The sequence below is a fragment of the Flavobacterium sp. genome, assembly GCF_017744675.1.
Lineage (GTDB): Bacteria > Bacteroidota > Bacteroidia > Flavobacteriales > Flavobacteriaceae > Flavobacterium.
Map to the genome: position 1 here is coordinate 603,123 of NZ_JAGIAV010000001.1, position 13,063 is coordinate 616,185.

A 13,063-nucleotide genomic window follows, 5' to 3' on the forward strand; every position below is an offset into this window, starting at 1 on the left:
AAGCACAGATATTTGCAAAAGCAAAAAAGGTGTTTCAGTAGTTTAATTCACATAGTTTTGCGATTCGTATTTACACAAAGTTTTAAATGAATTTACATTACTTAAATGGTGAAAAAAATTATGTAATGGTTTATCGGTAGTCAAAAAATCGAATTGGTTTTCGACTCATCGGATTAAAAACGATTGGATTTAGAATTTCTTTTCGAACAAATTCTATTTTTGGTGTTACTCTCAATTTAGCTCTAAAATGATCTTTTATTTCTTGTAAAAATTCTGGAGATTGGTTTTTCACAGCAATTTTAATCAAGATCTCGTCTGTTCCTAAATCGTTTGTTGAAATTTCGATTAAGTGATTTTCGATATTATCAAAACTGCTCAAAACATCATTCATTGCTGGCGGATACAAGGTTGTCCCTTTATATTTAATCATTTGTTTTTTACGCCCAACAACTGGTCCGACGCGTAAAGTATTTCTGCCGCAAGCGCAAGGCTCGTCATGAAACTGTACAATATCTCCAGTCTTAAAACGAAGTAAAGGCATCGCTTCAATTCCTAAAGTTGTAAAAGTAAGTTCGCCCGTTTCACCGTTTTTAACTGGCATATTATTTTCGTCTAGAACTTCAACAATGATTAATTCTGGATGATGGTGTCCGCCTTTTTCATGCTCACATTCTGTAAAAGCAGTGCTCATTTCCGTAGAAGCATAAGTCGAAAACAACTTGATGTTCCATTTATCTGTGATTTTTTTCGAAAGGATATTCATGGAGAAATCCTGTTCTCTCAAAGATTCACCAATACAGATGGCACCTTTTATGCTCGAATTATTATAATCGATTCCGTGCATTTCGGCATATTCAATTAATTTTAAAAGGAAAGAAGGAACCGTAATTAGATAACTCGGATTGTATTTTAAAATAGAATCCCATTGCATTTCTGGAATTCCAGCACCAACTCTAATTACGCCGACTTTCAATTTTCGAAGACCCAAAAAATAAGCCAAACCGGCCATAAATTTTCTGTCAATTGTCGTCATCAATTGTACGACATCGCCTTCTGCAATTCCAGCACAGGCAAACGAAATAGCTTCATTATAAGCCAATCGATCCAAGTCAGAATCGGTTAAGCCAAAAGTTACAGGATCGCCTAAAGTTCCAGATGTCGAGGCATAATCGATAATTTTATGTTGTGGAACACACAAAAAATCATCATTATATTGTTGTAAATCTTCTTTGGTTGTAACAGGTAAATGCTGTAAATCTTCTAAGGTTTTTACTTTCGAAATATCAATATTTTGCCCTGCAAAAAGTCTTTTATAAAAAGGAGAATTCTCGCTGATATAAGCTAAAAGTTCGGCTAATTTTTTTTCTTGAAAAATTTTAATTTCTTCTAAAGAATCTTTTTCTATTGCTGGAATCATTTTAATTTTCTTTTGACTTTTTTTAAATATTTTTCAATTTCTTCTTTTTGAGGAACCGTAGTAATTTCGTGGCTTAAAGCTTTTTCAAAATTTAGCTTTGCCTGAAGAAATTCCTTTTTTTGGTAAAAGTACAATCCTGTCTTATAATATACAACCCAATAATTTGGGTTTAACGCTTGATAATGCTGCAGAAACTCAGTAGAAACGGTTTCCTTCTTTTTTAAAATGGAATCTAGTTTATGATCTTCAATTTTAAACTTTTTAAAATTCTGAAAAGCAACGGTTTCTAAGAATGGATCTTTGGTAATATTCAGATTTTCTTTCTGAAATGATTTTGCGGTATTTTGGTTTTCATCGAAAATCGAATTTAAATCATAACAGACAAACTCGCCTAATTGAAACGGATTTGCCGAAATCCAGACCAATTTTTCTTTTGGTTTAAAGATAATTCCGTGATGTGCTAAAAGCTGATTTAATGCCTTTTCGTTGCCAAAACCCAAAACCTCATTTTTTAAACCGTCTTTATTTCGAAGAATTTCTGAAGCGATTTCAGGATTTACTTTTGGAGTTTCGGCTAAAAGTTCTTGCATTCTTTCATAACGGTATTCTGAATGACTATTGGCAATTTGCTCCAGATTTCTTTTGTCTGCTGCAAAAGCTTCGCCTTGAAAATGATTGGAACAAATTAATTGATCGCTGTTTGGAACATCGTAAACATCCATTTTATCTGGAGAAACTTCAATTAAAATTGCTTTGTTATCGTTGGCGCTTCCAACCATAATCGATTCCGAAACAAATACTTTTCTTTTTTTAGCTATAGCAATTGCTTCATCTAGATTTTTGGCGTGCTGTAAAATTTCGCGAGTTAAAATCGAAATCGGAGTTTTCGCGCTAAGCGGAATTTTAGATTTGGAAGCATTTATCGTAACAGTCAAACCTTCCAGATTCATTCCAGAAACCGCGCCAATCATCCCAGGCCAAGTCACCATCATAAACGGAAAACCTTCTTTAGGTTTTATAAAGGCAACTATTTTATTTTCCGCGAAAGCGTCATTGACATAAAAATCAAAATTTCGAGCCAAGATTAAATTTCCATCTTCCGATTTTTCGTTCCAAGCCGCAAAAGAAGAACAGCCAACCAAAGCCAAATCTTGCAAAGCATGACCAATATCGTGTGCCGCGTGAAGATATAAACCGCGCTGATATTGCGGTGCGATATTGTCAAATTCATTTGAAGAATACTGAGAAATGCCATAAATCTCGGTTTGATATTCGTCAGGAACATTTAAATACAATTTTCTATTGTACCATTTTAGAAACTGGCGAAGCAGTTTCTGCTGGAATTTTGACGGAATTAGATCGGTTATTTTTGAGAAAAAAATACGCTGTTGTTTTTGCAAAAGCGAATCGGTTAGAGCGCCAGTTGAAAATCCGATTTCAAGCGGATCGCCTTCAACATACAATTCCCAAAGTCCTTGTTTATTTTTTAAGAATGAATTTTTTCCAGAAAGAAAAACGCTATCTGATAATTTCTCAACAACAGGTTTTGTATTGTTGTAAGCGGTAATATCAGGTCTATGTTTTTTTGATTTTGAAGTACCGCAAGAAGTCAGCAAGCTTAGAAAACCGATAAGGAAGAGGTAAAAAATTCGGTTTTTCATAATGGCTTATTGTGATTCTTTTTTAATTTTTTCGAGCAGATATTCTTTTCCTACAATTTCTGAGCAAGTTAAGACTGCTCCAACCGTAACTCCTAAGACACCGTGCATGTTAATACTTTGGCCTGTAAGATAAAGATTTTCTATCTTAGTTTTAGTCGGAATCATAGTTTTCATCGGATTATTTGAATCTTTAACATATCCGTACATATTTCCGCCGTCTCCGCCAATGTAATCTCGATAAGAAAGTGGAGTAGAAGTATGCACTGATTTGATGCAATCTTTTATTCCAGGAAATTTTTTTTCGATTTCTTCTAAAAATTTTGTTGCTTTTTTAGCTTTAAATTCGTCATAACTTTCTCCTCTCTCATTTTCTTCAAAGGTGGTGTTGAAGGTGTTTTCCCAAGCTTTAACATCATCATATTTCATGTAGGTTAAAAAAGTCATTCCATCTGCCCATTCTTCGTCTTTTTTTGACGGATTCATAGACGCCATAAAAGTTTTCGGCCAAGAATTTTCGTCATATTCATGAGAAGTCCAAACATCATTGGCACTTTTAAAATGATAATAATTATGGTTGATGTATTTGAAAGTCTTTGGTTTAAAAACGATATACAAGCTGAAGGCAGAAAGGACATTTTCTAGATTCTGAATTCTATTGAAAAATGGTTTTCTAAAATTTTCCTGCCCCGCCATTTTCAAAGTCGTTTTCGGTTCAATGTTCGAAATAAAATACGTTCCAGAAACTTCTGTTCCGTCTTTCATTTTAACCGAATTTACCTTTTGATTTTCAACTTCAAATTGCGTTACTTCCTTATGTTTGAAGAATTCACCTCCGAAATTTTTCAGCTGTTTCAGAAGCTGTTTCGTAATCTGACTTCCGCCATTTACGCATCGCCATGAACTTTCGATGTAGGAATTGACCACAAGTGCGTGCACATAAAAAGGCGATTTCTCGGCTATGCCGGCATAAAGAAAATTAGATCCAGCCAAAACCGCTTTTAGTTTCTCGTTTTGAGTAAAAGAATCGATGATTTCTTTCGCGTTAAGCGTTAAAATTTCATCATCATATTTTCCTTGAGATTCTAAATTGTAAAGAGGAAATGTTTTGCAAACCGCTTTTATTTTTTGGCAATAACGTTCTATATTTTCTTTTTCTTCTGGAAAATATTGAGTTAGTTTTTCAATGAAATTTTCGAAACCTTGCGCATACGGATATTCGGTTTTATCATCATCAAAAGAAATAATATCAAAACCATTTTCGTCCAATTTTTTCAGATTCAAATGATCCATTATTCCAATATATTTGAAATATTGATGAAGATTCTGGCCTTCGCCTAAACCTCCGATATAATGAATTCCCGTATCAAAAATGGTTTTATCTCTTACGAAAGTCTGTAGATTTCCGCCATATTGATTGTTTTTTTCGAGTACACAAACGCTGTAGCCTTCTTTTGCCAGAATAACAGCAGAAACCAATCCGCCTAAACCGCTGCCAATTATAACTACATCGTATTGTTTTTTCATTTATTTTTTCTTTAAAACGATTAAAGCATGTTCTTCAGAAACCACTTCAAAATCTTTCAGCTGATTTTTCACATTAGAACAATTCACTAAAATTATAGATGAAACGGTTGAAATTAACTTTTCGATTTTCTCTAAATCGCTTTCATCCGAAACTAAAAGAATATCATAATGATTCTCAAGTGCCGATTCTAATTTTTCGAGATAATATATTTTTCGTTTACAAATGATATAATTCGTTTTGGCAACGAGCAATTTTTCTTCATCATTTATAAAAGAAAATATTTTTCGCTGTGGCTCTTGCAGCGCCAGCAAAACATCCAATTGGCCATAATCGTTTCCTAAATGCAGCACTTTTGCTTTTGGCGTAATGTATTTGTTTAGGTTATAATACGTTTCAAGATTCTGTTTTAAATCTTTTTTTACGCTATTTCCAATTTCGATCTCTTTGTAATCGTAACTGTTAATAAGCATCGTTTTGAAATAATCTGGACCTTCAAGCTCTTGTCTAATTTTGCGATATTCGGCTTTAAAGAAATTACTTATCTGTTTCGTTCTTTCAGTATAATTTGTTCCAAATGAAAGATTTTCTGGCGTAATTCGCTCTAAAATAGTAACCGTCAATTTTCCGTGATGAATGACAAAATCACCTTTCGGAATTAACTCTGAAGCGCCATGAATAACCACAGGCAGAATGTCTATTTTAAATTCTTCGGCAAGGAAAAACGCGCCTTTATGAAACCTCTTAATGACATTGTTTTCTGAGCGGGTTCCTTCCGGAAAAACCATCAGCGAATATCCTTCGTTTACTTTTTTACGCAAATGTTCAACTCCACCTTCAAGACCTTCAGAAACAGGATAAAAACCCGCTTTTCTCACCACACCTCCAAAAATAGGAGAGTTGTAAACCCAGTCGCTTACCAAGAAAATGATTTTCGGGCTTAGCATTCCGATGGCTAAAATGTCTAGAAACGAAGAATGATTGGCGATAATTACCGCTGGTTTTTCGAAAGTTTCATTGAAATTATTAACGACTTTTTTGCGAATAAACGGATTTGAATACAATACCGACTTCATGAATTTTGAAACCACATATCGGAAAGCTTTCATTTTTGACTTTTTACTGAAAGGCAAAATCGGCATTATGGTAAAACTGAAAATCGACATTACGATTCCGCCCAAACCATAATAAGCAAACGAAATGACGCCATGAATAAAAGTGCGCAATTGAAAGGGCGGATTTCCTTTTTTCGGACGATTCGATAAAAAGAGCTTGAATAAAATTGGATAGAAAATAAATGTAATAATCAATGCCGCAAAAACCCCGATTAATGAAACCAGTGAAATTGAAGTAAGCGCAGGATGTTTGGCAAAAATCATGGCGCCGATTCCTAAAATGGTCGTGATTACCGCCAAGATGATTGAGGTTCTGTAAATAGCAATTTCGTTGACTCCATTAGAATATTCTTTTTGTAATGCACTCGTCATGAAAATACTAAAATCGACTCCGTGACCAAAAATCAAGGTGCAGACAATCATACTGAAAATATTCATCTGAATGCCAAAAAGGCCCATAATTCCTGCTGTCACAATTCCTGTTAAAGCAATTGGAATACAGCTGATAATAACCAATTCGATTCTTCGGAAAAAGAAAAATAGAATTAAAATTACGGCTACGAAAGAATAATTGACAAGCGAATTAAAATCGGTTTTTAAAGTGCTAAAAAATGTTTCGTTCATCTGCTGACGATCGATAGCAATTACATTTTCTGTTTTTGATGCTGATTTTACAAAAGCATCTCGCTGTTCTGGAGCCACTTTTACTAAAGTAGAAATGGTGTAAAAACCATTTTTTGCCGTTATAAATTCTTGTAATTGAAGTGCTTTTATTTGAAGATAATCATTGGCAGAAATCAGTTTGAAATCAGAATCTAATTGGTCAAAAAACAAATTGTATGTTGAAGGTTTAAAACCAAGTTTAGCGCCTTCTGCAATTAATTCTGATCTTACGAATTGTTTTTTCTGTGGAGTCCAGAACGAATTCCATTTCTCGATTTTTTGTAGTTGTGCCGCCTGAGAAAGCACAATTCCGCCAACCGAACTGAAATTTAAAATTTTATGCTGTTGTTTTTCCTGATTTAAATTTTCGAAAAGACGACTATTATGCTGTAAAGCTTCTTCCATCGTTTTTCCGTAAGAAGCTACATAAATGGTTTTGGAAGTTAAACTCGTGCTTTCTTCCAATTGTTTTTCTGCCGCTTTAATTTCTTTCGGAATAAAATTCAGCTGTGATAAATCGTTATTGAAACCAACATCGTTATACGTAAAACAGCAAATAATAGTGATGATAACGCAAAGTCCGATTAAGATTTTACTGTTGTGAAAAGAAAAATGAGCCATTTTATCGATGACATTTTTCTTGTGTTCTTCGGGATTTTCTTTTGGTTTGTATAAATGCGGCACAATTAAAAGCGAGAAAATTCCAGTTGCCATAACAATTACAGCAGCAAAAATTCCGAGATCGTTCAGCGCGTCCGATTTTACAAAAAGCAAGCATAAAAAGGCAACCGCAGTTGTAGAACTGCTCATGATTACAGGCATTGTAATGTCTTTGTACAAGGTTTTTACATCGCTGTTATGTTTGTAATGCGTGAGAATATGAATGGAATAATCAATTGTGATTCCGAGTAGAATGGAGCCAATTCCTAATGAAATGGCAGAAATCTGTTCTCTAACAAAATATAAAAACGCAACGGCAAACAAACCTCCAAAAACCGTTGGAAGAAAAATAATTAACGGAACAAGAAGTTTTCTATAAAATAAAATCAAGATCAGCATTAAGGTAAACATCGCGATGGATGTTGTTAGAATAATATCTCCTTTAATCTGATTGGCATTGGCAACAGCAATTAAAGCCGAACCAAAATAACTGATCGAAGTTTTGCCTTTAAATTTCTGATTTAGATTTTCCTGAATCGATTTTAGTTTTTCGGCAAAAATGGTATTCTTTTCTGTTTCGCTCGACGGAATATTCGAAGTGATAAAAAGCAGCAATTTCTTTTTATCCTTTGTCATTACAAAACCATTTTCCAGCGTAAAATCGTCGCCAATATTTAATTGCTGTAATTTTTTTAAAGCGATAAAAGAAATCCCAAACGGATCTTGCTGAATAAAATCTCTTGTGATAAATCCAGACGGAGAAATAATCGATTTGTAATTTCCTTGAACGGTTGCCTCGATACTGTCTTTTTGCAGCTTCTTTTCGATAGCAGCATAATCTTTATCATCTAGAAAAAGCGGTAGATTATTGTAAACAAAATCGATAGTTTCTTGAATGTTTTCTTCGTCAATTTTTCCTTGAATTCCAGTTATGTAAGGTTTGCAGGATTTAGAAACGCTGTCTGAAAATACGGTTGCCATTTCTTTTAAATCCTCGGCAGAACCGTTTTTATCCAAGCTAAAAATTACGGTAGTTTTATCGGCAAAGTTTAATTGTTTTAAAACTTTGGCGGTAACATCAGCTTTATCGTTGGTCGGAATAAGTTTGGTGATGTCTTCTTCAAATTTCAATCTTGAAGCAAAGAAGCCAAAAACAGCAAGCATCAAAACAGCCAAAAGCACCGATAGCGTTTTTCTTCGGGTTACAAACAAATGAATGGCATAGAAATATTGATGCATGATTATCGCTTAAGTTTTTTAAGCCACGAATTTCACGAATTTTCACGAATTAATTTGTGCTAATTTGTGAAATTCGAAGGAAACATAACTTAAATAGTTGTTTTGTTTTTAGAACTAAAAGTCGTTAAAAGTAAATAACTTATCAAACCAACTGTTAGTGCAGAAACGGATGCTAAAATAAGACTTCCTACGATATATTGTGTAGCATTTTTTTGAATATCGTCGAGCGTAATCGAACTGTCTAAAACCAATGGCGCATCGCTGGTTACAAACACACTCCCAACTTGAAGTGAAGCATAAATAATAAACGGAATAAAAGGCGGGAAACTTACGTTTGACGTAAGATAGGCAATCACTTTGTTAAGTCTGAACAGAGCAGCAAAAGTAAAAAGCAATACAGTTTGAAATCCCCAGAAAGGCGAAAGTCCAATAAAAATACCTAAAGCGATTGCTGCAGATTTTTTAAAATTAGAATCTTTACTTTCTAAAATATCTTCTAGAAAAAATCTCTTAAAACCTTTTTTTTTTGCTCTTCTAAAAAAATCTCTCGGTTTTATGTACAGCAAAGCATTGGTTACCAAAACGGTATTCAAAATACTAATGCGGGTAAAATCTTGAAAGGGACGAAAATGAGAAACTCTTTCTGCCGGATCGTATAAAACTTGAATCGGAATATTTTTAACGACAACTCCTTTCCATGCAGCGCGCACAATAACTTCGATTTCAAATTCAAATTTATTGGTATAAAAACGTTTTGGCAACAGTCGAAGCGGATATAATCTAAATCCAGATTGCGTGTCGTCTAGTTTAATTCCGGTTTCAAATTTGAACCAGAAATTAGAAAACTTATTTCCAAAACTGCTTTTCTTTGGAACATTTTCCTGAGTCATATTTCGGCTCCCAATCAAAAGTGCGTTTGGCTCCTCTTGAATTGCTTCTAAGAAAACAGGAATATCAGCAGCAAAATGCTGTCCGTCAGAATCGATTGTAATGGCGTATTCAAAATTCAGTTCTAGTGCTTTTCTAAATCCGTTTCTTAGTGCTCTTCCTTTTCCTAGATTTTTAGGATGTTGAATTTGAGTGAGCTGAGAATATGATTTTAAGATTTCGCTTGTAGAATCTGTAGAGCCGTCATTGACAATAATGACATTTGTCGTGAAATCTAAAATAGAATCCAATACTTTTTTCAGCGTTTTTTGATTATTGTACGTTGGTACAATAACGCAAAAGTTAGTCGAACTAAGTAATTCCTGCTGTGATTTCATGTGGTATTTTTTGAACTTACTTTACAAACTGCTTCTCTTTTTCAGAGAAACTTTTAGATTGCAAAACAAAGTCTTTAAGATAATCTTTCAAAGCCGCACTTTGCGATGCATAATACGTCGTGATGAATTTTTTATCTTCTTTAATGTTTTTCTTGTAGCCCGTAATGCCAGGAACATCTTCCTGAACACTTAGTCTTATCATTCGCATTTCGATATTGCTTGGATCACTTTTTATGGTTGCCTCAAGTAATTTTGCACCTTCTTTAAAGCGATCCATTTTCTGGCCTAATTTCTTTTCAAATTTAGAATCCACTAAAATTGAAGCGGCTTTATAAGCCACTAAAATTTTATCATCATTATTGGAAACTCCCGAAAGTTTTGCTACAAATTCTTTGGCATTATTTTCAGATTTTGCCACATCAGCATACATTTTTCGAATCGAAGTCAAATCTGGCGTTCCGAATAAATTAACCCATAAAAGTAATGTCAGTAAGAATTTCATAATTATATTTTTTTGTACACCGTACTCAGTTTAAGAGCAATGGTGTCATTAAAGTACGTCGTGTTTTTCACTTTTACCAAACCGTCTTCAGTTGTTGTAACATCTAGTTCCAATCTTAATTCTGGGGTAACTTCAGGATTAATAAGCGCCATGAATTTTACATTTGCCAAAGACTGAATCATCAGCGAACTTTTAGTAATAGATTCTGTAAGTTCTTTAATAATCTGAATCATGCAAACACCAGGCATAATAGGATTTCCAGGAAAATGCCCTTTAAAAACCTCATGTTTAGCATTGACCAAAATTGTAATCGTATATTTTGAATCAGATGTTTTTTCTTCTGATAGAATTTTATAAAAATCTTGTAAAATCATATTTTTTGTTTTCCAAATGTATAAGCAGCACCTAATTGAAACACTAAGTTATTGCTATCACTACTTTCATCATAATAATTAATAAAAGCATTCGTAAATCCTTTTTTCACTCTCGCTTCAAATGCAATACCATTTTTCAAGCTGTATCCTAAGCCTGCAATAATTCCTAAGTCGATATCTTGACCTTTATTAAAATTGTATTCTTTTTCTTTAGGTTCTACTTTTATGTTATCAGCAATTAAAATATCAGCAAAAGGTCCCGCTAGTGCATACAAATTTTCAGTAAAATTAAACTTATTTATAGTAATTGCTGAAATATATTGTAATGAAGCATCTACTGTTCCGCTAACAGAAGTTGTTGTATATGTATTTGTTTGCGGATTATAAACACTTGTTGTGCCCATATCGGCTGTTCCTTTTCCACCTTGTCTTGAATATGTTAATTCAGGTTGTAACGTATAAACTCTTCCAAGTTTTAAAGCTCCAAAACCACCGATGTAAAAATCTGTTTTGGTGCCAAGATCAGTATTTGTTAGTTTAGAAATGTTAACTCCGGCATGAATACCAGGTTTAAATGTTACTTGTGCTTGTGTTGTTATAAATGCAAAAAAAGTTAATGCGATTATCGCTAAATTCTGTTTAGTCATGTTTTATTTTTCTTTATTTAAAAGAAGCTTATTTCCCAATTGAATTAATGTTTGTTTTACAATCTTCAAATAAATAATAATTATTGGAGTCGTTTTGATACTAATCGTTACTTTTTATTTTGTCTTGAAAGTATAGCTAATACCAATCTGGAAAACCTGATTTAAAATTACCTGATCATAATAGTAGCCATCATTTATACCTTCGTAACCATAAATATCTAACAATCCTTGTTTGAATCGAGCTTCAAATGTTAAACCATTTGGCAGCGTATAACCCAAACCACCAACAAATGCAAGATCAACATCTTCTGGATCAGTATTAATATAATTATCGCTAACCTTTAAATCTAAAGATGGTCCGCCCAATATATGAAAACCTCCACCACCAAAATTAAATTTTGCAACCGCTCCAAGTGTTACATAATTCAGCTCATAATTTTCAGAATAGTAACGGCCATTTTCAAAATATCTTCCTCTATCTCCTTGTCTAGAATAATTTATCTCTGGCTGTAACGAGAAAAATTTATTGAATTTAATATCGACTAACCCACCAATATAAAAATCGGTTTTAGAACTATTGTCGTCAATATTGGTTAATGTCGAGACATTCAAACCTCCTCTAAGTCCAGGGCTAACTCTTACCTGCGCATTTGCTTGGATTCCGATAAATAAAACAAATGCAAGTACAGCAAATTTTTTCATTTCTAATTGATTTAAAGTTTATGATTAGTTTAATTTTCTATTCTGATTGTAACTGCTGTAAATCGATTCTCAGCTTAATATTTTGATGAATTATTTGAATCTTCTCGGCAAAAATATTGTTTTCTGAATTGAAAAGCAGTGTAAATTTTTCTTTTGTTTTGGAGGCATGAACGATCTTTTCTAGTTTTTGATCTTTTTTGGAGATAAAAATATAATTGTCGCGTTTGCCATCTTCCGATTTGTAAATGTTATCAGATTCGTTTTCGAATTGTTCCTGAATCTGATATTCTTTCTTTAATAGCACTCTAAAATCTTCTTTTAAAGTATTAATCAATATTTTTCGATCTAATTCTGAAACAATAGAATTGACTTTAAAATCGGTTTCTGAGATTTCAAAATCCATTAATTTATTTCCAAATTCGGTTGTAAAAACTACTCGATGTGTAGTTTCGTTTATTTTTTTGGCAATGAAAATTCCAGACAATTCATTTCCGTAAACACTGATATTGGTTTTATAAACATAATCGGCTTTTGAATCTGTGAAATACGGAACCGTGTAAGACGTTTTGTCTAATTTTTTGGGCGTATAATTTTTGGTGACCGAGCCACAAGAAATTAATACGATTGCCAAAAAGCAATTAATTAGTAAAAACTGAATCGTCGATTTTTGCATTGATCACTTTATTTTTAAGTACAATTCGGGTATAATCTTCAGATGATTCTAACAATTTTACCTGAACAACGGTTGCCTCTTCTTTATCAAAAGTCAGTTCGATTTGTTTGATGTATTTTTTCAGCGTTGCATCTTTCGGAATAAATTTCGCCAGATTCTGACCTTTCAATTTAAAGTATGAAATGGTAAACTCTTTATCATCAAACATATTGCCACTCACACTTCCCACAATCAGTTTATTGATTCGAGCAAAGATTTTACTATTCCCAATATCAACAGCGCTTTTCTTTCCTTCGTCGTTAATTAGGATTTTTCCGTTCTTGAAAACAATGCTGTAATTGTATGGTTTTTTGTATTGCCAAGACAAAAGCGCAGGCTCTTTAAAAATCATTTTTCCTGAAGTCTCAATATCTTTCGATAGAAAATCCAAATGTTTATACTGGACAAAATCAGTAGTCAAAGTTTTGATTTTTTTCGCCACCACATTTACGTCTTGTTTAAAAGCAGCGATTTCTGCGTCAGTCATTTTTTGTTCCTGAGCAAACAAACTGCCTGAAATAAAAAGAATTAGTAGAGCTATTTTAGTTTTCATATTTTTTTAAATTTTTGCTACAGATTAAAAT

11 protein-coding genes are annotated in these 13,063 nt (G+C 33.3%); all 11 read right to left on the reverse strand.

Annotated features, from left to right (window positions below; translation table 11 throughout):
* Nucleotides 1-130: 130 nt before the first annotated feature.
* A complete protein-coding gene (locus J7574_RS02615; RefSeq protein WP_290963807.1) occupies nt 131-1,417 on the reverse strand; it encodes a phenylacetate--CoA ligase family protein in 1,287 nt (428 codons plus the stop codon).
* Nucleotides 1,414-3,078, reverse strand: a complete 1,665-nt coding sequence (locus J7574_RS02620; protein ID WP_290963810.1) for a C45 family peptidase — start codon at nt 3,076-3,078, stop codon at nt 1,414-1,416. Before J7574_RS02620 ends, J7574_RS02615 begins: the two co-directional genes overlap by 4 nt.
* 6 nt (nt 3,079-3,084) lie before the next feature.
* Entirely contained in the window at nt 3,085-4,602 is a 1,518-nt protein-coding gene (locus J7574_RS02625) for an NAD(P)/FAD-dependent oxidoreductase (RefSeq protein WP_290963812.1), read from the reverse strand.
* Nucleotides 4,603-8,277, reverse strand: coding sequence for a 1-acyl-sn-glycerol-3-phosphate acyltransferase (locus tag J7574_RS02630; RefSeq protein ID WP_290963814.1), 3,675 nt, complete (start codon nt 8,275-8,277; stop codon nt 4,603-4,605).
* Between the two features lie 89 nt (nt 8,278-8,366).
* Nucleotides 8,367-9,542 carry a DUF2062 domain-containing protein gene (locus J7574_RS02635; protein WP_290963816.1) on the reverse strand — a complete coding sequence of 392 codons (1,176 nt, stop codon included), beginning with the start codon at nt 9,540-9,542 and terminating at the stop codon, nt 8,367-8,369.
* Between the two features lie 16 nt (nt 9,543-9,558).
* Nucleotides 9,559-10,044, reverse strand: coding sequence for a hypothetical protein (locus tag J7574_RS02640; RefSeq protein ID WP_290963819.1), 486 nt, complete (start codon nt 10,042-10,044; stop codon nt 9,559-9,561).
* 2 nt (nt 10,045-10,046) lie between these two features.
* Nucleotides 10,047-10,418 (reverse strand): 3-hydroxyacyl-ACP dehydratase, encoded by a 372-nt coding sequence (locus J7574_RS02645; protein ID WP_290963820.1) that lies wholly within the window; start codon nt 10,416-10,418, stop codon nt 10,047-10,049.
* Nucleotides 10,415-11,065, reverse strand: coding sequence for a porin family protein (locus J7574_RS02650; RefSeq protein WP_290963823.1), 651 nt, complete (start codon nt 11,063-11,065; stop codon nt 10,415-10,417). Before J7574_RS02650 ends, J7574_RS02645 begins: the two co-directional genes overlap by 4 nt.
* 114 nt (nt 11,066-11,179) lie before the next feature.
* Nucleotides 11,180-11,767 (reverse strand): porin family protein, encoded by a 588-nt coding sequence (locus tag J7574_RS02655; RefSeq protein WP_290963825.1) that lies wholly within the window; start codon nt 11,765-11,767, stop codon nt 11,180-11,182.
* Between the two features lie 37 nt (nt 11,768-11,804).
* Entirely contained in the window at nt 11,805-12,440 is a 636-nt protein-coding gene (locus J7574_RS02660) for a hypothetical protein (protein ID WP_290963827.1), read from the reverse strand.
* A complete protein-coding gene (locus tag J7574_RS02665; RefSeq protein WP_290963829.1) occupies nt 12,406-13,032 on the reverse strand; it encodes an outer membrane lipoprotein carrier protein LolA in 627 nt (208 codons plus the stop codon). The genes J7574_RS02660 and J7574_RS02665 overlap by 35 nt, the downstream gene beginning before the upstream one ends.
* Nucleotides 13,033-13,063 lie beyond the last annotated feature (31 nt).

What these genes read in the sequence shown, in the direction of transcription:
- J7574_RS02615 (WP_290963807.1), bottom strand. Translation starts at nt 1,417, where the DNA reads ATGATTCCAGCAATAGAAAAAGATTCTTTAGAAGAAATTAAAATTTTT.
- J7574_RS02620 (WP_290963810.1), bottom strand. Translation starts at nt 3,078, where the DNA reads ATGAAAAACCGAATTTTTTACCTCTTCCTTATCGGTTTTCTAAGCTTG.
- J7574_RS02625 (WP_290963812.1), bottom strand. Translation starts at nt 4,602, where the DNA reads ATGAAAAAACAATACGATGTAGTTATAATTGGCAGCGGTTTAGGCGGA.
- J7574_RS02630 (WP_290963814.1), bottom strand. Translation starts at nt 8,277, where the DNA reads ATGCATCAATATTTCTATGCCATTCATTTGTTTGTAACCCGAAGAAAA.
- J7574_RS02635 (WP_290963816.1), bottom strand. Translation starts at nt 9,542, where the DNA reads ATGAAATCACAGCAGGAATTACTTAGTTCGACTAACTTTTGCGTTATT.
- J7574_RS02640 (WP_290963819.1), bottom strand. Translation starts at nt 10,044, where the DNA reads ATGAAATTCTTACTGACATTACTTTTATGGGTTAATTTATTCGGAACG.
- J7574_RS02645 (WP_290963820.1), bottom strand. Translation starts at nt 10,418, where the DNA reads ATGATTTTACAAGATTTTTATAAAATTCTATCAGAAGAAAAAACATCT.
- J7574_RS02650 (WP_290963823.1), bottom strand. Translation starts at nt 11,065, where the DNA reads ATGACTAAACAGAATTTAGCGATAATCGCATTAACTTTTTTTGCATTT.
- J7574_RS02655 (WP_290963825.1), bottom strand. Translation starts at nt 11,767, where the DNA reads ATGAAAAAATTTGCTGTACTTGCATTTGTTTTATTTATCGGAATCCAA.
- J7574_RS02660 (WP_290963827.1), bottom strand. Translation starts at nt 12,440, where the DNA reads ATGCAAAAATCGACGATTCAGTTTTTACTAATTAATTGCTTTTTGGCA.
- J7574_RS02665 (WP_290963829.1), bottom strand. Translation starts at nt 13,032, where the DNA reads ATGAAAACTAAAATAGCTCTACTAATTCTTTTTATTTCAGGCAGTTTG.